The sequence below is a fragment of the Escherichia fergusonii ATCC 35469 genome (genome assembly GCF_000026225.1).
Taxonomy (GTDB): Bacteria; Pseudomonadota; Gammaproteobacteria; order Enterobacterales; family Enterobacteriaceae; genus Escherichia; species Escherichia fergusonii.
In genome coordinates this window covers 2,988,212-3,009,684 of the sequence record NC_011740.1, presented here as the reverse complement: position 1 = coordinate 3,009,684, position 21,473 = coordinate 2,988,212, and the positions used below count along the sequence as shown (strand labels likewise).

At 48.1% G+C, this 21,473-nt stretch carries 24 protein-coding genes and 1 pseudogene; 16 read left to right on the top strand and 9 right to left on the bottom strand.

Annotated features, from left to right (window positions below; genetic code table 11):
- Window positions 1-130 precede the first annotated feature (130 nt).
- From yghX to hybG, 10 genes are all read left to right on the top strand, one after another.
- Window positions 131-1,018, top strand: a complete 888-nt coding sequence (gene yghX, locus EFER_RS14805; RefSeq protein WP_024256528.1) for a YghX family hydrolase — start codon at window positions 131-133, stop codon at window positions 1,016-1,018.
- A gap of 113 nt (window positions 1,019-1,131) precedes the next feature.
- Window positions 1,132-1,419 carry a DUF2623 family protein gene (locus EFER_RS14800; RefSeq protein WP_001059144.1) on the top strand — a complete coding sequence of 96 codons (288 nt, stop codon included), beginning with the start codon at window positions 1,132-1,134 and terminating at the stop codon, window positions 1,417-1,419.
- Between the two features lie 188 nt (window positions 1,420-1,607).
- A complete protein-coding gene (gene hybO, locus EFER_RS14795; protein WP_000145402.1) occupies window positions 1,608-2,726 on the top strand; it encodes a hydrogenase 2 small subunit in 1,119 nt (372 codons plus the stop codon).
- A 2-nt stretch (window positions 2,727-2,728) separates the two neighbouring features.
- Window positions 2,729-3,715, top strand: coding sequence for a hydrogenase 2 operon protein HybA (gene hybA / locus EFER_RS14790; protein WP_001081868.1), 987 nt, complete (start codon window positions 2,729-2,731; stop codon window positions 3,713-3,715).
- On the top strand, window positions 3,705-4,883 hold the full coding sequence (hybB, locus tag EFER_RS14785) for a Ni/Fe-hydrogenase cytochrome b subunit (protein ID WP_000017690.1): 1,179 nt from the start codon (window positions 3,705-3,707) through the stop codon (window positions 4,881-4,883). The genes hybA and hybB overlap by 11 nt, the downstream gene beginning before the upstream one ends.
- A complete protein-coding gene (gene hybC / locus EFER_RS14780; protein ID WP_000083065.1) occupies window positions 4,880-6,583 on the top strand; it encodes a hydrogenase 2 large subunit in 1,704 nt (567 codons plus the stop codon). Before hybB ends, hybC begins: the two co-directional genes overlap by 4 nt.
- A complete protein-coding gene (locus tag EFER_RS14775) occupies window positions 6,583-7,077 on the top strand; it encodes a HyaD/HybD family hydrogenase maturation endopeptidase (RefSeq protein ID WP_001221937.1) in 495 nt (164 codons plus the stop codon). The genes hybC and EFER_RS14775 overlap by 1 nt, the downstream gene beginning before the upstream one ends.
- The gene (gene hybE / locus EFER_RS14770) at window positions 7,070-7,558 is read left to right on the top strand and encodes a hydrogenase-2 assembly chaperone (RefSeq protein ID WP_000134030.1); all 489 of its coding nucleotides are present in this window, start codon (window positions 7,070-7,072) and stop codon (window positions 7,556-7,558) included. The genes EFER_RS14775 and hybE overlap by 8 nt, the downstream gene beginning before the upstream one ends.
- Window positions 7,551-7,892: a hydrogenase maturation nickel metallochaperone HypA gene (gene hypA, locus EFER_RS14765; RefSeq protein ID WP_000544957.1), complete on the top strand. Its 342-nt coding sequence runs from the start codon at window positions 7,551-7,553 to the stop codon at window positions 7,890-7,892. Before hybE ends, hypA begins: the two co-directional genes overlap by 8 nt.
- 12 nt (window positions 7,893-7,904) lie before the next feature.
- Window positions 7,905-8,153 carry a hydrogenase maturation factor HybG gene (gene hybG / locus EFER_RS14760; protein WP_000334896.1) on the top strand — a complete coding sequence of 83 codons (249 nt, stop codon included), beginning with the start codon at window positions 7,905-7,907 and terminating at the stop codon, window positions 8,151-8,153.
- A 69-nt stretch (window positions 8,154-8,222) separates the two neighbouring features.
- Here the strand turns inward: hybG and yghU are convergent, their stop codons facing one another.
- Together yghU and EFER_RS14750 are read right to left on the bottom strand one after the other, a co-directional pair.
- The gene (gene yghU, locus EFER_RS14755; RefSeq protein ID WP_002432522.1) at window positions 8,223-9,089 is read right to left on the bottom strand and encodes a glutathione-dependent disulfide-bond oxidoreductase; all 867 of its coding nucleotides are present in this window, start codon (window positions 9,087-9,089) and stop codon (window positions 8,223-8,225) included.
- Between the two features lie 69 nt (window positions 9,090-9,158).
- Complete coding sequence (locus EFER_RS14750; RefSeq protein WP_001239996.1) at window positions 9,159-9,920, bottom strand: AraC family transcriptional regulator; 762 nt, start codon at window positions 9,918-9,920, stop codon at window positions 9,159-9,161.
- 416 nt (window positions 9,921-10,336) lie between these two features.
- On the opposite strand from EFER_RS14750, the gene gss reads away from it, so the two are divergent.
- From gss to EFER_RS14725, 6 genes and pseudogenes are all read left to right on the top strand, one after another.
- Window positions 10,337-12,196, top strand: a complete 1,860-nt coding sequence (gss, locus tag EFER_RS14745) for a bifunctional glutathionylspermidine amidase/synthase (protein WP_000033698.1) — start codon at window positions 10,337-10,339, stop codon at window positions 12,194-12,196.
- A 678-nt stretch (window positions 12,197-12,874) separates the two neighbouring features.
- On the top strand, window positions 12,875-13,174 hold the full coding sequence (locus EFER_RS14740) for a hypothetical protein (RefSeq protein WP_001225780.1): 300 nt from the start codon (window positions 12,875-12,877) through the stop codon (window positions 13,172-13,174).
- 333 nt (window positions 13,175-13,507) lie between these two features.
- Window positions 13,508-13,759 (top strand): hypothetical protein, encoded by a 252-nt coding sequence (locus tag EFER_RS14735; RefSeq protein ID WP_223667472.1) that lies wholly within the window; start codon window positions 13,508-13,510, stop codon window positions 13,757-13,759.
- Between the two features lie 327 nt (window positions 13,760-14,086).
- A pseudogene (locus EFER_RS24195) lies at window positions 14,087-14,215 on the top strand (ISAs1 family transposase); the annotation flags it as partial.
- Between the two features lie 189 nt (window positions 14,216-14,404).
- Window positions 14,405-14,692, top strand: coding sequence for a hypothetical protein (locus EFER_RS14730; protein WP_015953704.1), 288 nt, complete (start codon window positions 14,405-14,407; stop codon window positions 14,690-14,692).
- 225 nt (window positions 14,693-14,917) lie between these two features.
- The gene (locus EFER_RS14725) at window positions 14,918-15,250 is read left to right on the top strand and encodes a hypothetical protein (RefSeq protein WP_001102197.1); all 333 of its coding nucleotides are present in this window, start codon (window positions 14,918-14,920) and stop codon (window positions 15,248-15,250) included.
- Between the two features lie 822 nt (window positions 15,251-16,072).
- Here the strand turns inward: EFER_RS14725 and EFER_RS14715 are convergent.
- From EFER_RS14715 to gspH, 7 genes are all read right to left on the bottom strand, one after another.
- Window positions 16,073-16,861: a hypothetical protein gene (locus EFER_RS14715; protein ID WP_000107596.1), complete on the bottom strand. Its 789-nt coding sequence runs from the start codon at window positions 16,859-16,861 to the stop codon at window positions 16,073-16,075.
- Between the two features lie 390 nt (window positions 16,862-17,251).
- Entirely contained in the window at window positions 17,252-17,788 is a 537-nt protein-coding gene (gene yghD / locus EFER_RS14705; RefSeq protein WP_000942777.1) for a GspM family type II secretion system protein YghD, read from the bottom strand.
- Between the two features lies 1 nt (window position 17,789).
- On the bottom strand, window positions 17,790-18,968 hold the full coding sequence (gene gspL, locus EFER_RS14700) for a type II secretion system protein GspL (RefSeq protein ID WP_000097221.1): 1,179 nt from the start codon (window positions 18,966-18,968) through the stop codon (window positions 17,790-17,792).
- A complete protein-coding gene (gene gspK, locus EFER_RS14695) occupies window positions 18,965-19,942 on the bottom strand; it encodes a type II secretion system minor pseudopilin GspK (protein ID WP_000633231.1) in 978 nt (325 codons plus the stop codon). Before gspK ends, gspL begins: the two co-directional genes overlap by 4 nt.
- A complete protein-coding gene (gene gspJ, locus EFER_RS14690) occupies window positions 19,939-20,544 on the bottom strand; it encodes a type II secretion system minor pseudopilin GspJ (RefSeq protein WP_000831836.1) in 606 nt (201 codons plus the stop codon). Before gspJ ends, gspK begins: the two co-directional genes overlap by 4 nt.
- A complete protein-coding gene (gene gspI / locus EFER_RS14685; protein ID WP_000820080.1) occupies window positions 20,541-20,912 on the bottom strand; it encodes a type II secretion system minor pseudopilin GspI in 372 nt (123 codons plus the stop codon). Before gspI ends, gspJ begins: the two co-directional genes overlap by 4 nt.
- Window positions 20,909-21,472, bottom strand: a complete 564-nt coding sequence (gene gspH / locus EFER_RS14680; protein ID WP_001126078.1) for a type II secretion system minor pseudopilin GspH — start codon at window positions 21,470-21,472, stop codon at window positions 20,909-20,911. The genes gspI and gspH overlap by 4 nt, the downstream gene beginning before the upstream one ends.
- Between the last annotated feature and the right edge of the window lies 1 nt (window position 21,473).

Sequence of the window (21,473 nt, the reverse complement as noted above, 5' to 3'; positions counted from 1 at the left end):
CGAAACAATGTTTCCAGTCTAGCGATTTACCAGGGGATATCCCGTAGCATCGCTCACAGTGTGACGAAAAACTGGGCAAAAACACGCGCTTATGCTTTGCTTAAAAAAACAGCAATTGAGGAATGCAACGATGCCGCGTCTGACCGCCAAAGATTTCCCGCAGGAGCTGCTGGATTACTACGACTATTACGCTCACGGGAAAATTTCGAAACGTGAGTTCCTCAATATGGCAGCGAAGTATGCGGTGGGTGGGATGACGGCATTAGCATTGTTTGATTTGCTTCGACCAAATTACGTATGGGCGACCCAGGTGGAGTTTACCGACCCGGAAATTGTTGCTGAGTACATCACGTATCCTTCGCCAAATGGTCACGATGAAGTACGTGGTTATCTGGTGAAGCCCGCGAAGATGAGCGGCAAAACACCAGCCGTGGTGGTGGTGCATGAGAATCGTGGGCTGAATCCGTATATCGAAGACGTGGCGCGGCGAGTGGCGAAGGCGGGGTACATCGCCCTGGCACCAGACGGTTTAAGCTCAGTAGGTGGCTATCCTGGTAACGATGATAAAGGCCGCGAACTGCAACAGCAGGTTGATCCAACCAAACTGATGAATGATTTCTTTGCTGCGATCGAATTTATGCAACGCTATCCGCAAGCGACTGGCAAAGTGGCTATTACGGGATTTTGCTATGGCGGTGGCGTATCGAACGCGGCGGCGGTCGCTTACCCGGAACTGGCCTGCGCAGTGCCGTTTTATGGTCGACAGATTGCTGCCGCCGATGTTCCGGCTATTAAAGCGCCAATATTGTTACATTATGCCGAACTGGATACGCGTATAAATGAAGGCTGGCCTGAGTATGAAAAAGCGCTTAAGGCGAATAATAAAATCTATCAAGCATATATCTACCCAGGTGTGAACCATGGTTTCCATAATGATTCTACCCCCCGATATGACCAGGCTGCGGCGGAATTAGCCTGGCAACGTACACTTGCATGGTTTAATAAGTACCTCTCTTGATAATTACATTATTTATTATTTGTTCAAGTGCGATTAAAAATAGCGTGCGATCGTTCATTTCTTTGCTTAATATATCGTTATATACATTGTTATATATCGGTTGGGGGCGAACAATGAATAATCATTTTGGCAAAGGATTGATGGCAGGGTTAAACGCGACTCATGCCGATAGTGCACAGAGTGTGGCGAAATTTTGTGCCGATTATAAGCGAGGATTCGTGCTGGGCTTTTCTCATCGGATGTATGAGAAAACGGGCGATCGGCAATTAAGCGCCTGGGAAGCGGGAATTTTAACCAAACGCTATGGATTAGATAAAGATATGGTGATGGACTTTTTCCGCGAGAATAACTCCAGTACGACTCTGCGCTTTTTCATGGCGGGCTATCGGCTGGAACATTGATCTGACTTAGGTATTTGTTCACTTAAATTACTTACACTAATAGTTCATCCCTTCGTTTTGTTATTCCTTCCCGGTATCATTGCACGGATAACCATAAGAAAAGTGTGGTAAATGGCGCATTGATCGCATTATGAAATTTGCGAAAGGTGCAAAATATAAGCCAGGTCTTTGCAATGGAATAACTATAAATGACTGGAGATAACACTCTCGATAATTCTCACGGCATTAACCGTCGTGATTTCATGAAGCTTTGTGCAGCATTGGCCGCCACCATGGGGTTAAGTAGCAAAGCCGCCGCAGAGATGGCGGAATCGGTCGCTAATCCACAGCGCCCACCAGTTATCTGGATTGGCGCGCAGGAGTGTACCGGTTGTACCGAGTCTCTGCTTCGTGCCACCCACCCGACGGTAGAAAATCTCGTGCTGGAGACTATTTCTCTGGAGTATCACGAAGTGCTTTCTGCTGCTTTCGGTCACCAGGTTGAAGAGAACAAACACAACGCACTTGAGAAGTACAAAGGGCAATACGTGTTGGTGGTTGATGGTTCCATCCCGCTAAAAGATAACGGTATTTACTGCATGGTTGCCGGTGAGCCGATTGTGGATCACATCCGCAAAGCGGCGGAAGGCGCAGCAGCCATTATCGCTATTGGTTCCTGCTCTGCATGGGGCGGTGTTGCCGCAGCTGGAGTTAACCCAACTGGTGCTGTCAGCCTGCAAGAAGTTCTGCCGGGCAAAACCGTTATCAACATTCCAGGCTGCCCGCCGAACCCGCACAACTTCCTCGCGACCGTTGCGCACATCATCACTTACGGCAAACCGCCGAAACTGGATGACAAAAACCGTCCGACCTTCGCCTATGGTCGTCTGATTCACGAACACTGTGAACGTCGCCCGCACTTCGATGCTGGTCGCTTTGCGAAAGAGTTCGGCGACGAAGGCCACCGTGAAGGCTGGTGCCTGTACCATCTCGGCTGTAAAGGGCCGGAAACTTACGGCAACTGCTCAACGCTGCAATTCTGCGATGTTGGCGGTGTGTGGCCGGTGGCGATTGGTCACCCGTGCTATGGCTGTAATGAAGAAGGTATCGGCTTCCATAAAGGCATCCATCAGCTTGCCAACGTCGAAAATCAGACTCCGCGTTCACAGAAACCGGACGTTAACGCTAAAGAAGGCGGCAACGTCTCTGCGGGCGCTATCGGTTTGCTCGGCGGTGTGGTTGGGCTGGTTGCCGGTGTCAGCGTGATGGCGGTGCGTGAACTGGGTCGTCAGCAAAAGAAAGATAACGCTGACTCACGGGGAGAATAACCGTGAACAGACGTAATTTTATTAAAGCAGCCTCCTGCGGGGCATTGCTGACGGGCGCGTTGCCGTCTGTCAGTCATGCGGCTGCTGAAAACCGCCCGCCAATTCCGGGATCGCTGGGGATGTTGTACGACTCGACGCTGTGCGTAGGCTGCCAGGCTTGCGTCACTAAGTGTCAGGATATCAACTTCCCTGAACGTAACCCACAAGGGGAACAGACCTGGTCGAATAACGACAAACTGTCGCCGTACACCAATAACATTATCCAGGTGTGGACCAGCGGCACGGGAGTCAACAAAGACCAGGAAGAGAACGGCTATGCGTACATTAAGAAACAGTGTATGCACTGCGTCGATCCGAACTGTGTCTCAGTGTGCCCGGTTTCTGCGCTGAAAAAAGATCCGAAAACCGGCATTGTCCATTACGACAAAGATGTGTGCACCGGCTGCCGTTACTGCATGGTTGCCTGTCCGTACAACGTGCCGAAGTACGACTACAACAACCCGTTTGGTGCGCTGCATAAGTGTGAGCTTTGCAACCAGAAAGGTGTGGAACGTCTTGATAAAGGCGGTCTGCCTGGCTGCGTAGAAGTGTGCCCGGCGGGCGCGGTGATTTTTGGTACGCGTGAAGAGCTGATGGCGGAGGCGAAAAAACGTCTGGCGCTGAAGCCTGGCAGCGAATACCACTATCCGCGTCAGACGCTGAAATCTGGCGACACTTACCTGCATACGGTGCCGAAATATTATCCGCATCTGTACGGCGAGAAAGAGGGCGGCGGTACTCAGGTACTGGTACTGACGGGTGTGCCTTATGAAAATCTCGACCTGCCGAAACTGGACGATCTTTCTACTGGTGCGCGTTCCGAACATGTTCAACACACCCTGTATAAAGGCATGATGCTACCACTGGCTGTGCTGGCGGGCTTAACCGTGCTGGTTCGTCGCAACACCAAAAACGACCATCACGACGGAGGAGACGATCATGAGTCATGATCCACAACCGCTGGGCGGCAAAATCATCAGTAAACCGGTCATGATTTTTGGACCGTTAATCGTCATCTGTATGCTCCTGATTGTGAAGCGTCTGGTGTTCGGTCTGGGCTCTGTCTCTGACCTGAACGGCGGCTTCCCGTGGGGCGTGTGGATCGCGTTTGACCTGCTGATCGGCACCGGCTTTGCCTGTGGCGGCTGGGCGCTGGCGTGGGCGGTATACGTCTTTAATCGTGGGCAATACCATCCGCTGGTGCGTCCGGCACTGTTGGCAAGTCTGTTTGGTTACTCACTGGGTGGCTTGTCGATCACTATCGACGTTGGTCGCTACTGGAACCTGCCGTACTTCTACATTCCGGGTCACTTCAACGTGAACTCGGTACTGTTCGAGACGGCGGTCTGTATGACTATCTACATCGGCGTGATGGCACTCGAGTTTGCTCCGGCACTGTTTGAACGTCTGGGGTGGAAAGTATCGCTCAAGCGTCTGAACAAGGTGATGTTCTTCATCATCGCGCTTGGTGCGCTGCTGCCAACTATGCACCAGTCTTCAATGGGGTCGCTGATGATCTCGGCGGGCTACAAAGTGCATCCGTTGTGGCAGAGCTATGAAATGTTACCGCTGTTCTCACTGCTGACGGCGTTCATCATGGGCTTCTCGATTGTCATTTTTGAAGGTTCGCTGGTACAGGCGGGTTTGCGTGGCAACGGTCCGGATGAGAAGAGCCTGTTCATCAAGCTGACCAACACTATCAGCGTGCTGCTGGCGATTTTTATCGTGCTGCGCTTTGGCGAGCTGATCTATCGCGACAAGCTGTCGTTAGCGTTTGCCGGTGACTTCTACTCCGTGATGTTCTGGATTGAAGTCCTGCTGATGCTCTTCCCGCTGGTCGTTCTGCGTGTGGCGAAGCTGCGTAATGATTCCCGCATGCTGTTCCTGTCGGCACTGAGCGCACTGTTAGGTTGTGCAACCTGGCGTCTGACCTATTCGCTGGTGGCATTCAACCCGGGCGGCGGTTACGCCTACTTCCCGACCTGGGAAGAACTGTTGATTTCTATTGGTTTTGTGGCTATTGAGATTTGCGCTTACATCGTACTCATTCGTCTACTGCCGATACTTCCTCCTTTAAAACAAAACGATCATAATCGTCATGAGGCGAGCAAAGCATGAGCCAGAGAATTACTATTGATCCGGTAACCCGTATTGAAGGGCATTTACGCATCGATTGCGAAATCGAAAATGGCGTCGTTTCAAAAGCATGGGCTTCCGGTACCATGTGGCGCGGTATGGAAGAGATCGTGAAAAACCGCGATCCGCGCGATGCATGGATGATTGTGCAACGTATCTGTGGCGTATGTACTACTACTCACGCGCTGTCTTCCGTTCGTGCGGCAGAGAGCGCGCTGAATATCGACGTTCCGGTTAACGCACAATACATCCGTAACATCATTCTGGCTGCGCACACCACGCATGACCATATCGTTCATTTCTATCAGCTTTCAGCGCTGGACTGGGTGGACATCACTTCTGCACTGCAAGCTGATCCAACCAAAGCCTCCGAAATGCTGAAAGGCGTTTCGACCTGGCATCTGAACAGTCCGGAAGAGTTCACTAAAGTTCAGAACAAGATCAAAGATCTGGTTGCCAGCGGTCAGTTGGGTATTTTCGCCAATGGCTACTGGGGTCACCCGGCGATGAAACTGCCGCCAGAAGTTAACCTGATTGCGGTAGCGCACTACCTGCAAGCGCTGGAGTGCCAGCGTGACGCTAACCGTGTAGTGGCATTGCTGGGCGGTAAAACGCCGCACATTCAGAACCTGGCGGTAGGCGGTGTCGCGAACCCAATCAACCTTGACGGTCTGGGCGTGCTGAACCTTGAGCGCCTGATGTATATCAAGTCTTTCATCGACAAGCTGAGCGATTTTGTTGAGCAGGTTTACAAGGTTGATACCGCAGTTATCGCCGCGTTCTACCCGGAATGGCTGACGCGCGGTAAAGGTGCGGTGAACTACCTGAGCGTGCCGGAATTCCCGACCGACAGCAAAAATGGTAGCTTCCTGTTCCCAGGCGGCTACATTGAGAATGCGGATCTGTCCTCGTATCGTCCGATCACTTCCCATTCCGATGAATATCTGATCAAAGGGATTCAGGAAAGCGCGAAGCACTCCTGGTATAAAGACGAAGCGCCGCAGGCACCGTGGGAAGGCACCACTATTCCGGCTTATGATGGTTGGTCTGACGACGGCAAATATTCCTGGGTGAAATCACCGACTTTCTACGGCAAAACGGTAGAAGTGGGGCCGCTGGCTAACATGCTGGTGAAACTGGCGGCAGGACGCGAGTCTACCCAGAACAAACTGAATGAAATCGTTGCGATTTATCAGAAACTGACTGGCAACACGCTGGAAGTGGCGCAGCTGCACTCCACGCTGGGCCGTATCATTGGTCGTACCGTTCACTGCTGCGAATTGCAGGATATCCTGCAAAACCAATACAGTGCGCTGATCACCAATATCGGCAAAGGCGATCACACCACCTTTGTGAAACCGAACATTCCGGCAACGGGTGAGTTCAAAGGTGTTGGCTTCCTTGAAGCACCGCGCGGTATGCTCTCTCACTGGATGGTGATTAAAGACGGTATCATCAGCAACTATCAGGCAGTTGTTCCATCAACCTGGAACTCTGGCCCGCGTAACTTCAATGATGACGTTGGTCCTTACGAGCAGTCGCTGGTGGGTACACCGGTTGCCGATCCGAATAAACCGCTGGAAGTGGTGCGTACCATTCACTCCTTCGACCCGTGCATGGCCTGTGCGGTACACGTAGTGGATGCCGACGGCAACGAAGTGGTTTCAGTGAAGGTACTGTAATGCGTATTTTAGTCTTAGGGGTTGGCAATATTTTGCTGACCGATGAAGCCATCGGTGTGCGGATTGTCGAAGCATTAGAGCAACGATACATTCTGCCGGATTATGTTGAGATCCTCGATGGCGGCACGGCGGGAATGGAGCTGCTTGGCGACATGGCAAATCGCGATCATCTGATTATCGCCGATGCCATTGTGTCGAAAAAGAACGCGCCGGGAACGATGATGATCCTGCGGGATGAAGAAGTTCCGGCGTTGTTTACCAACAAAATCTCTCCGCATCAGCTTGGCCTGGCCGACGTATTGTCGGCCCTGCGCTTCACCGGCGAGTTTCCGAAAAAACTGACCCTGGTCGGCGTGATCCCGGAATCGCTGGAGCCGCACATCGGTTTGACACCAACGGTCGACGCGATGATTGAACCTGCGCTTGAGCAGGTTCTGGCTGCGCTGCGCGAATCAGGCGTGGAAGCTATCCTACGGGAGGCGACTCATGACTGAAGAGATAGCAGGTTTCCAGACCTCCCCGAAGGCGCAAGTACAGGTAGCGTTTGAAGAAATTGCCCGGCGTTCGATGCACGATCTCTCTTTTCTGCATCCTTCAATGCCAGTGTATGTTTCTGACTTTACGCTGTTCGAAGGTCAGTGGACGGGGTGTGTAATCACCCCGTGGATGCTGAGTGCAGTTATCTTCCCCGGCCCGGATCAACTCTGGCCACTGCGCAAAGTCAGTGAAAAAATTGGTCTACAACTGCCGTATGGCACCATGACCTTTACTGTTGGTGAACTGGACGGTGTTTCGCAATACCTCTCCTGCTCGCTGATGTCGCCGCTTTCGCATAGCATGTCGATTGAAGAGGGCCAACGGCTGACGGATGACTGCGCGCGGATGATCCTTTCGCTGCCGGTCACCAATCCGGATGTACCACACGCAGGGCGTCGTGCCCTGCTATTTGGCCGCAGGAGTGGCGAAAATGCATGAGTTGTCGCTTTGCCAGAGCGCCGTTGAAATTATCCAACGGCAGGCGGAGCAGCATGATGTTAAGCGCGTCACCGCCGTGTGGCTGGAAATTGGCGCGCTCTCCTGCGTTGAGGAGAGCGCTGTCCGTTTTAGTTTTGAAATTGTCTGCCAGGGAACGGTGGCCCAAGGGTGCGATTTACATATCGTCTATAAACCCGCCCAGGCCTGGTGCTGGGATTGCAGCCAGGTGGTGGAGATTCATCAGCACGATGCGCAATGCCCGCTCTGTCATGGCGAGCGGTTGCGTGTCGATACCGGCGATTCGCTGATCGTCAAAAGTATTGAAGTTGAATAACCGGAGTTAACAATGTGTATTGGCGTTCCAGGCCAGGTGCTGGCTGTCGGTGAAGATATTCACCAGCTTGCGCAGGTTGAAGTATGTGGTATCAAGCGCGACGTGAATATCGCCCTGATTTGCGAAGGTAACCCTGCCGATCTGCTGGGCCAGTGGGTGCTGGTGCACGTCGGATTTGCCATGAGCATCATCGACGAAGACGAAGCCAAAGCCACATTAGACGCGCTGCGCCAAATGGATTACGACATTACCAGCGCGTGATGATAAAAGCCGGATGCGGCGTAAATGCTTTATCCGGCTACATAGCTATAAGCCTGCCAATGTTGCGACTTACCCCTGGCGCTTATCTTCCGTATTCGTCTCAAAATCACTGGCGTCATGGCGCTCATGTAACTGCTCGTTCAGCGGCCCGTTGGTGCGGTTAACAATACGCCCACGTTTCACTGCCGGACGTTCGCCCACTTCTTGCGCCCAGCGTTGCACGTGTTTATAACTGCCCGCATCAAGAAACTCTGCGGCATCATACACACCACCTAACACAACGTTGCCAAACCACGGCCAGATTGCCATATCCGCAATGGTGTACTCATCGCCCGCAACAAACTTATGCTGCGCCAGTTGCTTATCCAGCACGTCGAGCAGGCGCTTGGCTTCCATGGTAAAGCGGTTGATGGCGTATTCAATTTTCACCGGCGCGTAATGGTAAAAGTGACCAAAACCACCGCCGAGGAACGGCGCGGCACCCTGTAACCAGAACAGCCAGTTCAGCGTTTCGGTCCGTTTTGCCAGATCCTGCGGCAGGAAGTAGCCAAATTTCTCCGCCAGATAAAGCAGAATCGAGCCTGACTCAAACACGCGGAGTGGCGGATTATGAGTATGATCGCGCAGCGCCGGAATCTTCGAATTCGGGTTCACTTCGACAAAGCCGCTGGAGAATTGATCGCCATCGCTAATACGAATCAGCCAGGCGTCGTACTCTGCACCAGTAACGCCCAGCGCCAGCAGCTCTTCAAGCATAATTGTCACTTTCTGACCGTTTGGCGTGCCCAGAGAATAGAGCTGCAACGGGTGCTTGCCCACCGGCAGCGTTTTCTCATGCGTTGGACCAGAAACCGGGCGATTGATATTGGCGAACGCGCCGCCTGCGGATTTCTCCCACGTCCAGACTTTCGCGGGTTGATAAGTATTGTCTGCCATAATGACCTGCCTTGTGAGTGGTGGTGTTGAAGCAGTGTAGCAGTTCATTGCCTGCTGTCAGGTGGCAGATCAGGGCATTACATGCTGGCGATGCTCAGCAATATAATGCATTGGCGTTACGCCATAAAAAGATTTAAATACGGAAATAAAATAAGACGTACTGTTATAGCCGCACATTTGTGATATTTGAGCAATATTTTTGTCATCCATTAATAGTTGCTTACTGGCATAACGCATTCGGCACTCGGTAATGATCTGGCTATAACTGGTACTTTCGTTTTTTAACTTCTTTTTAAGTAAACTCGGGCTGAGGCAAAGAATGCTGGCGATTTGCCGCAGGCTCCAGTAATGCTTAATATCACTTTGAATAATCCGGCAAACGCTGTCACGCACGCTGCTGCGCAACATATACATAAGCAGCGCGATGAATCCGCTATGTTCAAGAAAGTTCGAAAGCACAGTAAAAAGTAGTGAGCGGTTAAGGGCGATTTCGCAAGGCGTCGTTTTTTCTTCCTGATTAAGATACGACACCAGGCCAAATACTTCGGGTGTACGGCTATGGCAGGAAATGAGCGGTAGTTTCTGTCGTGGCCATGGTTTAACGCAGGTTAAATTTTTATTGAGAAAGAGGAGATAATCATTGATTACCTCCATGCTGATATGCACCACCATCGTGTTGCTCATTGAGGAGAATTCAATATTGTTATTATTGCAGGCAATGACGGTCAGATTATTTTCCGGGAGGATCATAGGGGAGTGTTCATTGATTTTAAGCTCAACCTTTTTCTTCGTGAGGATCACCACACAAGGCGTGCTACTACTTAGGCGCATACCATACTCCTGAGGCGGATAAATTTTCTTAAATGACTTTCTCGTTTCACGAGAACAGGTCAACAATAAGCACGAATCAGTACTTCCCCTTATTCCATAGCCTGTTATTTATCTCTTTACGTTAGCATTTCTTATGGATGGCGAAATCTTCATCACTTTATCCCTTTAACATATTTCGCAGAAAAACATCCTGATAAAAAGCTGATGAATGAGGTAGCAATAAAAAAAGTCTCCATAAAACCAAAAGTTAAGTAACCCTGAATTATTGTGCTTATCAATTTTTTTTATGGGCCAGCAGTCTGTGGTGATGAGGTGTATGATAAATGGACCTCTGTCCGGTAATCGTCGCTGAGCAGTAAAACAGAGCACAACAGTCACGCCAGACTGCTCAGGTTGTAATGTTAAGGTTAAATTACATGAGCAAAGGAACGACCAGTCAGGATGCCCCCTTTGGGACATTATTGGGCTACGCCCCCGGTGGTGTAGCTATCTACTCATCAGATTACAGCTCCCTTGATCCACGGGAATATGAAGATGATTCCGCTTTTCGCAGCTACATCGATGATGAATATATGGGGCACAAATGGCAGTGCGTTGAGTTCGCCCGCCGTTTTCTCTTTCTTAACTATGGGGTAGTGTTCACTGACGTAGGGATGGCGTGGGAGATTTTCTCGCTGCGTTTTCTGCGTGAAGTGGTGAATGACAACATCCTGCCATTGCAGGCATTTCCGAACGGTTCACCGCGTGCGCCAGTCGCTGGTGCGTTACTTATCTGGGATAAAGGCGGTGAATTTAAAGATACCGGTCATGTTGCCATTATTACCCAATTGCATGGCAATAAAGTCCGCATCGCCGAACAGAATGTGATCCACACGCCGCTTCCTCCTGGGCAGCAATGGACACGTGAACTGGAGATGGTTGTGGAGAATGGGCGTTATACTCTGCGCGACACCTTCGATGACACGACGATTTTGGGCTGGATGATCCAGACTGATGATACGCAACACAGCCTGCCACAACCGGAGATTGCCAGTGATGCGCTGAAGATTCGTGGTGCTCGTCTGGAAGATAAAGGTCAGTTTGACGGGAAATGGCTGGATGAGCAGGATCCACTACAAAACGCTTACGTTCAGGCGAACGGTCAGGTGATTAACCAGGACCCATGTCAGTATTTCACCATTACCGAAAGCGCCGAGCAGGAGTTAATCAAAGCAACCAACGAGTTGCATTTAATGTATCTTCACGCCACTGACAAAGTGCTGAAAGATGATAACTTATTAGCGCTATTTGATATTCCCAAAATTCTTTGGCCACGTTTACGTCTTTCCTGGCAACGTCGTCGTCACCATATGATCACCGGGCGCATGGACTTTTGTATGGATGAGCGCGGGCTAAAGGTCTATGAATACAACGCTGATTCTGCTTCCTGCCATACCGAAGCTGGATTGATTCTTGAGAAGTGGGCGGAGCAGGGCTACAAAGGCAACGGTCATAACCCGGCTGAGGGCTTATTGAACGAGCTGGCAGGGGCATGGAAACATAGCCGTGCACGACCTTTTGTGCATATTATGCAAGATGATGATATCGAAGAGAATTATCACGCGCAGTTTATGCAGCAGGCACTTCATCAGGCAGGATTTGAAACGAAAATAGTGCGCGGACTGGCAGAATTACGCTGGGATGATGCCGGGCAGCTGATTGACGGCGAAGGCCGGTTGGTCAATTGCGTCTGGAAAACCTGGGCGTGGGAAACCGCCTTCGACCAAATCCGGGAAGTGAGTGACAAAGAGTTTGCTGCGGTTCCAATTCGTACAGGTCATCCGCAAAATGAGGTGCGCCTGATCGATGTTCTGCTGCGTCCAGAAGTGCTGGTATTTGAGCCTTTATGGACAGTAATTCCAGGAAATAAAGCGATATTACCTATCTTATGGTCGCTTTTCCCGCATCATCGTTACTTACTGGACACTGATTTTATGGTAAACGACGAACTGATCCGTACGGGCTATGCTGTGAAGCCAATTGCCGGTCGGTGCGGGAGCAATATTGATCTGGTGAGCCACCAGGAAGAGTTGCTTGATAAGACCAGCGGTAAGTTTGCAGAGCAAAAAAATATTTACCAGCAACTATGGTGCTTACCAAACGTAGCCGGAAAATATATTCAGGTCTGTACATTTACGGTTGGTGGTAATTATGGTGGCACATGCTTACGCGGTGATGATTCTCTGGTTATTAAAAAAGAGAGTGATATTGAACCGTTAATTGTGTTGAAAGAGTAATTACGGAAATGAATAGCCCGCCGGTAAGGCGGGCTGAGACTAATGATAAATAAAGGATTGCCTGATGCACTGCGCTTACCAGACCAATAAACAGGCTATTTTCATTTAGGAACACGCCTTTCATTTTGGTTAGTGTCCTGACCAACCGATGAACTAACACTGTCGCGTTGGTTGCATAAATTTTCTTACAGTATGTTGCCAGATTCCCCCTTTAAACCGACACGGTTGGAGTACCGAAAACGGACTTACTGGAAAGTAGGATGACAGGTCCATAGCGGTGATACTATGGTGAGCTAACTTAAAATGCGCATTGGGAAAGTTCGACAAAAGCATTGTTAAAAAGGTAATAACCGTAAAGCCAGAAACGGCACGGGCGGTAGCACGTTAAAAAATAGGCACTCAGCCAGAACGATCCTATGCCCCATGCGCTGACAGATGTGATTAATCTTTATCAGTACGTGCCGAATTCGTTACATTATATTGAATCAAGTTTGTTATGTGGGAATATAAATGAATTAATTAACTATCAGACGATATTGAGCATGAAGAGTATCAAAATATAATTGGAAATGCTCGAGTGCTCGATAAAAATGACAATGAGATAACCGATACTTGATTTTTGTTGGGTTACATATACGACCGGAAGTTCGTGAGTTATATCTGTCTGGGGAAATTAGCATGAGAAAAATTGAGGACATTTGTTTGGGGAGGATGGAATACATTAATACTGGTAATGATATAGTTGTTGATATATGGAGCACTTATGATGGACGTTGCATATATAAAGTATACTGTAGGAAATTTAGTAAGGTTGAAATTAAGAATAATTTTCATGAAAATGAAACTTTTTTTGGTGTATATGTGGCTTTATTGACAATAAGTAACGAGGATGGGGAGGCAAAACCTTTTGTTATTATGGAGTCTGGTGATCTTTTTATTAAAATTGAGTGTCAGAATATCATATTTTATGAAGTGTAACTCTTTTCTTTAATTGTTAATCCAAAGATACATTCTGAGGTGTTATCTTTTATGTTTTTTGCGCAAAAAATAAGAAATTGCCAAATCCTGCCTCTGCCGGATTGTTTGATAAATTAATATGAAATTATGAAAAAATTCAGATGCAAAATTATATGGTTTGTATGAAGTGTATGCTGAGTTTGTTGAATGCTATCCATTGAAATATAGAGCCAGGACGTGTGAATAATGTCAATAGATATTAGATGTTATTGTACAACGGAGCTTAGTGATCTAAAAAATAAATTAGATTGCCTTCGGAGAAAATATAATCATATATTTAATGATGTATACTATATGTTTGAACCGGAAATGGTTCTTTCTCATCAAGATATTGATATAATAGATGACTGCATTAAAAAATACAATTCAGAGTCTACAATATTACTTGCGGAAGAGTTTGGGATGATGAATCCTAAATCTTGTTTTTCAATTAGAGTTAGGGATAAAACATTTTCAGTTATGGATACACCAGAATTGGCTGACCTGCTGAGAAAGGAGTTGGAGGATAGTGTTCTAATTCTATTGAATTATGAAGTTCCACTTTAATTGATACACTTTCAATATAAGTCTTGCGATTTACGTGGTGTTAGATTTGAAGGTGGAATTCTGCCATCAGTAGAGTAGTTTGTGCATATGGATATCCCAGAATAGATTATCAATTTTAGTAAAGGTGCTGATAATATAAGGGAATGAGCATGGTAAATGCTAAAGTTTTATTAAGTGATAACTGATTCGTATGTTTATATGGCTTGAACGGATGACTGTGACTTTATAATAACATGATGGATATTTATGGGAAATAATCCACCTAATGAGATAGTATATCAGTGTAAACAATCAGGGAAAGATTATCGGAGGTACACTTTTTGTACTCGGCACATCGCTATTAATATTTTGACGAATGATAAGGTATTCAAGGCAGGGTTAAGACGTAAGATGCGAAAAGCAGCCATGGACAGAAACTACCTGGCGTCAGTCCTTGCGGGGAGCGGGCTTTCGTAATCTTGCCCTGGGTAAACAATAAGCTATTTAGATATCATGAGGTTAGCACAATGATAAACAAGCTAAGAAAATAGAAAAAACATGGAAAATGGAAAGCGTAAGTGAACCGTTTTTTTATTATGATGATAATGGGTTAGAGATATATTTTATGGTTTTTTAGGGGAGGACGCCAGAATTGATGATGTCAATATGTCTATATCATCAAAAACATTGAAGCATGAGTGTGATATTCCTGATGAAATATATAATAATACTGGGTTTAGAATGGTGCATATTAAATTTGATTTCTTTGATGGCTTATCTTGTACAAACAGAACATCCGTATTATCTGATTATATTGATGGGTTTGAACTTAGTTCCGGTATTTATGAAAATATAAATAATGAAAATGAAATGGTGGGGTATATTATTATTGAACATGATTTGTTTACATCAGTAAAAACAAATAACTATTGTGAATATATTTTGAAGTTATAAATTAACTATTGTATGGCGGATTATAAATTATTCCTGTTATTCTGTTGCTTTAAAAAACAGGTGTTGATTGATAACCAATCATGTCAAAAATGTATTTATTAATACTGAAAAATTATCTATGTACCACTGCAGGGAATGAACTTAGCTTACCCGTAGAGTGGACTGAAAAATTATTCAATCCTACATAACCAAATCCAGTATCGGTTGATCAATGAGGTTTTAAGCATGAATGTCAATAATTTTATGAAAAATCCTCTGAAAAATAATAGATTAGAGGATCGTATTTTTGAAGATTTTGATAATGAAAGAATACAGGATATTGATATTGTTGGTCTTACCCAAACTGATTATGTTAAGACATTTTCAGGAGAGTCGGTTTGTATAAATGAAGGTGATTATATTTATATGTTTATGCCAATTGATGAAAACTTACAGCAATATGTATTTGCTGAGGGTTTTGTTATAAGAAATCCTTATGAACACAAGGTTTATAAATGGTGTTGTAAGATTATAGAGGAGTTAGAGTTTATTAATGAATGTCAGCGGTGTATTAATTAGTTTTTAAATATCCAGGTTTTATATTTTTGTTCAGCACTAAATATTCTGTCATTTTTTCCTTAATCACCAGAGCAGCGAACGAAAATAACAATATGGTGAGTTGAAGTACGTCGGTTAGAGTGTGTATAAAGGATTGAGCTACTGGCCCAGCAAGATGTGTTGCGTGGAATTGATGCACAAGTAAACTGGCGTAAGTCCTTGCGATGTGCTGGTTTTCGTAATTTTGCTTATGCAGCAATTAAAATACCTGAATGGATATGACTTTATGGAAGCGTTAAATTTTTTATTGAAAAATTTATAACTAAAAACAGGCAAGAACGTTGGTCGTCGTTAGTATCAGGAACGTGGGATAAATTTTCTTCAAAAATAGATAAAATCAATGAGCATCTTAATGAATGTTGTGTATGTATAAAATATAACATACAAGAAGAATTTGAAAGCATTGTCATTAAAAATAGATTGAAGCGAGGTTACTTTTTCGATAGATACATTTTAATGAAGAGTTATCTCCTATTCTATTTGAGCATATACATGGCGATAGTGTTTTAATTTTTCCTGATGAAAAAATTGCATTATTTTTTCATTATGATGGTTGGATGTGGTATTGCACGTTATACGCTAAATAATTCAAGTTGCAGGACAAAACGCAGTAGCGTTTTGAACAATACTGGCGTTGGTCCTGAAAGATGGTCAGCGAGTGAATACCCAGAATTTATATAAGTGAGTGGCTGGGGTGAACGCACACAGACGCAGCATATACAACTTGAAATATGAGAACATATTCCAGTCTGCCAATAATCATACCGTGGCAGACTGGTATGATTATTGATAACGTTTTACCAGATCTTGTACCATCGCTGCGTAAGTTCTTTGTTTTAGCTGAGAGATTTGTTGCTCAGTGACTTCGGTGCCATTTGCGCTTTTTTTATCAGCTTTGGGGAAAATAACTCGCGACTCATAATTAACGGGTGACCAGGTAGCCCATTCCCCTGATGCAACATCGACAAGTGTAAAGCGCATTAAGTAACGCAGCGACATGGTATCAGTCAGTTTCTCATTTTTATAATCTGACCAGACCATCATTTTTGTCGCTGAGTTATATTTTCCAGTCTGTAACGTATCCTGATAAACAATAATTGCTTTCTGATGTCCTTTTGCTGCAATATAGCGCAATGCCTGCATCCAGTTAATATTTTCTGAATTGGCAACATCTGATTCGTCATTTTTATTTTTGTCTTTATTGCATGTTGGTGTTTTCTGCCGATCCGGGATGCCAGAAAATGTAGCGACAGTATAATATTTACTCATTTCCTGTTGCATGATGGCTTCTGGCGCACGACTGCCAGATTGCACAAGAATAATAGGGGAGCTCAAAGGAACACGGAATTCTTCACCTTCCAGGGCCGCCTGAATATCTTCTTCTGAAATATTTAAGGTCGTTTCATTGCCAAAAATATCTTTATCTGTCAACAAGGATGAGGCACTTTTCGATTTCGCATTATTCTCTTTCACCACAGGTGTCGTTTTCTTTGCGTCTATCGGTGAGTGAGGTGTGCAACCTGCAAACAGAAATGCGGTTGCGCATAAAAAGAATATTGACCTGGTACTCATTTTTTCGATCCTTCGTTCGTGAGTTGTATTGTTCTGTTGATTATAAAAAGGTGCTCATTATATACCGATGCAACTAATCAACGATAATGCTAAATATATTCACATTAATAATATATTTTATGAAAACAGTAATGTGGTGAATGGTGTAAAAATCGAAAAACTACTTATCTGCTATTTCAAACTATTCATAGCGCGTGGACAGGATAATAATCATCCGCGAATGACATTTTTTCTCATGATCAACGTACCATGATGTAGTTTTCACAAATCAACGTTCTGATATGGCATGGTTGCAATTGTTCACAATATGAAAGGCTGGCGGAAGCCCGCCAGTATCCACATTTATCATTCAGGAGGGGTGTGGTCACGGTGATAAGCCACTTGTGACGATCAGCCCCGCCCAAATTCCAGTCGCTGCACCTCCACCATTCCTGCCTTTTCACCTGTGCTAACATCAATTTGTGTCACCTGCAGCGCATACTTTTCATCCAGCGCGTTTAACCAGTTCAGCAGGTCATTAAACACCACCGGTTCTATCCAGACTTGAATATTCTCCCCTCGCTCGGCTATCCGTTTGATGACCACCGAGTGCGCGGAAGCACTGTCACTGATGACCCGCGATACCTGCACAGGCGTTGTTGTGGCGGAGTTTCGCGCTGCAATAATATACGGCGCGGCGCGCTTCAGTCGGGTGTTCATCGCCTCCAGTTGCTGCAATATTGTCTCCTGTTGCTCAATCCGTTCGCTCAAAGGCTGCCAGATGAGGACGTAATATCCGGCGCTAAACAGGAACACCACCGCTGCCAGTAACATGCCCTTTTCACGCGGCGAACGCCCCGCCAGGTGTTGTGCCAGCCAGTGTTCGCCACGGCTTAACTGGCGTTCACGCCATTGCTGAAAATAGTGAATAAATTTATCGCGTAACATGTTATTTCCTCCGCAACGTTACGCCGCCGGAAACCGCATCACCCTCTTTCTGTAACGCGTCCTGTTGCACAACATAATCTGCCGCCAGCGCGCTACGCAGTTTGTCGAAACTGGCAAAGTTTGTGGCCAGCAACTGGAGATGAAGCGTCTGGCGTTTTTGATCAAAGGTGAAACCACGCATCTCAATGTCGGAAAGTGACGCTGATTTCAGGATACTGGCAATCGCTGACAACTCAGCGAGCAGATCGGTTTCGTCGGTCTGTGGGCGATATTTTTTCAGCGCCATCGTCACCTGAGAGCGTAAATTCACAATCCGCTTCTGCTCCGGGAATAGCGTTAAGAACTGTTTCTCCGCCTGGGCGCGGCTTTGCGCCACCTGTTCGCTGACACTCCATAACGTCACGCCCCGTTCCACTGCCAGCGCAACCAGAATCAGCAATATCGGCAGAATCATCACCCGCCAGCGCGCCCACTGTTTTCGGTAGCTGACACGAGGCTGCCACGGCCCTGTTAGCAGGTTCCCTTCAGGTTCGCCATAAGTGGTAACGGCTGGCAGGGCCGTCACTGTCAGACGTTCAGCGTCTGGGCCAGCCCATGCAGATAGCTCTTCCGGCGCGATTCCGACTACGGTCAGCGAAAGCGGTGATGCCTGCTCATTGAGCTGTGCGCGGAACATGAGCGGAGCCAGCGCCCGCCCGGCGCTCCATCCCCGGCATTCATCGATGCGGCAGATAACCCGTTGCGCATCGCCAGCCATAAATCCACAAGGAATGGACATCCAGTCCGGTGCAACGGTGGCGCGGGTGATGCCGTTTTCCTGCAACCACTGCGCAATGTTGCGCATATGCTGCTGGTGAATCACTGCCACGGTTGCCTGTTGCTGGTCGATTTTCAACGCGGCAAAATGCAGTTCGTCGATATCCTGGTTCAGCTCTTCTTCCAGTAAGGCGGGCAGAATAGTTGGTATCTGCTTGCGGGGGACATCAGGCAGTTCAACCTGCCAGACGCTGATCCATTCGCCGGGAATGTAGAGTCGAATCGCATCAGTTTGCAACCATTGCTGGAGCTGTTCGTCAGCAACGTCAGGCCAGATACCGTGCTCCACGTCGGGTGTATGGCGCTGCCAACGGATGGGGTCGGAGGCGCAAAGCGGGAAAAAAATCTCAAGCATGGAACTCACTCACTTTCTCCTGTCTGATGCCAGAGAACCGAAAAGTGTTGTGGGCCAATGCGGACAATTAACGAATTCATCGTCAGTTCAATCTCATTCACGGTGATATCTGAACGCAGCCAGAAGTAATTGCTGTCCACGCTCAGGACGGTTTTTAGCTTTTTTTTAGTACGCTCATCGACGTCAGCGAGTAGCGGCTGTGCGAGAAACTGATCGACATCTTCCCAGCCCTTCGCCGGACGTTGTTGTAATAACGCCCGCGCCTGAACATGGCTTAACCACGGGTCAAACAGCGCCTCAAAAATCACACTTTGCGTGACGTCCAGGGTGTTGATGTTGATTTGCTGGCGGGTCATCGGCAGCGCACAGACCAGCGGTTTCAGTCTTTGATAAAGTCCGGCGTCTATTCCCTGTACCACGCGCATTTCGCTGATATCGGTCAGCGGTTGATTGGCGGCGTAGAACGGTACCGAACGGGCGAGATACTCGCTGTCTTCACGGCCCAGACGCGTCTGCACGCTGCGGTCCTCGTCAATAAATTCCCACAGGCTTTCGGCTATCAGTTCGGCCCGATAAGCAGGCACATCCAGGCGTGAGATCAGGGCAATCAGTTGTTGTACCGCGAGCGGACGCGACACCGTTGTCGGTTGAGCAAGGGCATTCAGGTTAAAGCAGGCCTGAGCGTCACGCAGGGTGACTGCAATTTGCCCCTGCGGCAGTGGCAACAAACGAGGGCCAGAAGCCCACGGCTGCGCCAGATGCACGCGCTTTTCATTTTTCAGGCTCAGACTGAGTGCGCTCAGCGCCAGGCTTTCTGCACTGGCGCTATACCACAGCGCCTGCTGGTACTCCTGCTGGCTGCGCGTTCTTCCCAGTTGCTGCTGCATCCGCCCGGAAAGCGTGATGGTTACCAGCATCATGACCGCCAGCAATACCAGCACCACGACCAGTGCCATTCCGCGTTTTGGTGGTGAGGTGATCATGATAATTGCGGCCCGCGTAACAACCAGATGCGTTCAATCTCGCCCCATTGCGGCGAATGCAGAGTCATGCGCACTGCCACAGGGATCGCCTTCACTGATGACCAGGTTTCCTGCCAGCGAGTGCCGTCGTAAAACTGCAAACGAAGTGAATCCGCCGGAATCAACTTTTGCGTTGTTGGCTTCACGCTGCCTGCGGCATCGGTCAGCGGCCAGGCTAACCGTTCGAGATAACCGTCATGAATGCGGTAACCGACGGTGAGCAGATTACTGCGCGGCAGACGCATCAATGGATTAACCACACCGCCGCGCACAAAGCGTATTCCTTCACTCTCAGAGGCCAGCACGCCAGCGCCCGCCAGTAACGCAGGTTCTCGCTGACCCTGATCGCCTCTTACCGGACGCGGCATCATTTGTGTCAGATCGTGGGTCAGAAAACTCATCGTTTGCTGCATGAGGTTCAGTTTTTGATCGTGTCCGGCGATGGCGCTATTCACGCGTGTGACGCCGTTTGTCACCTGCTGTGCCATCAGTGCCAGTGAGGCAAAAATGGCTATCGCCACCAGCATTTCCAGTAACGTGAAACCAGCGCGAGTCCTTTTCACTGTTGGCCTCCCACGGCGCTAAACCAGGCGCGTCGTGACTGAATCACTGACGAAAAGTCTTCATGAAGACTGACTTCAATATCCACCGCCTGGAGCAGCGCATTACCGGTATTCAGTGGTGTGGTTCGCCAGAACCAGCGGCTTCCTGCCATATCGCTCTCGCCCTGGTGCCTGACCGCCCGTTGTTCGCGGGTCATCAGGTAGAGCAGTACGGTCTGGTTTTCGGCTACCCAGCCCGCTACCGTTTTTTCCTCAAGAATTTGCTGATTACTCAGCGCGCCGCTGGCGATCTGTAATACCGCCGTGGCAGCCAGCGCAAAAATCGCCAGTGCGATCATCACTTCCAGCAAGGTAAATCCGCGCTTCATGGCATCCTCTCATCACATTGATTGAGGGATAACGCGCCATCGTGCGCCAGCTTTACCGCCCAACACGCGTTTTGCGCCGCCGAGTAGAAGCGCAGCGTAAACGGCGCGGCGGGTTCAAAAGGCGAAAAACGGATCTGCGGCGTCTTCTTTTTCGCCTCTTTTTGCAGCTCCAGTTCAATATCGTGCAGCGTCAGGCGACGGCGTTGCAGCTCCAGCGCATACTCCTTCTGCCAGATATCACTGCCGGGTTGTAACAGCATTTGCACCTGTTTCGCCACCGTAACCTGTGCCGATAACCGGGTCGCGGAAACGGGCAACCACTGCCCGTGACGACGCTGCATAAACTGATAACCAGGCGGGTCGATTAGCACACCGATTGTTTGCCCTTCGATCACTGCCCTGTCCTTAAACTGCGCAAAGCGGGCCAGGAAATCCTGCGCCGCTTTTTTCGCGGGCGGTTCAGAACGGCTCGCAAAAGTCTGTACCACGCCCGCACTGGCAAGGCCGATAAGGAAAATCACCAGCATGATTTCCAGAAGAGTGAATCCGCGTTTGGGCACT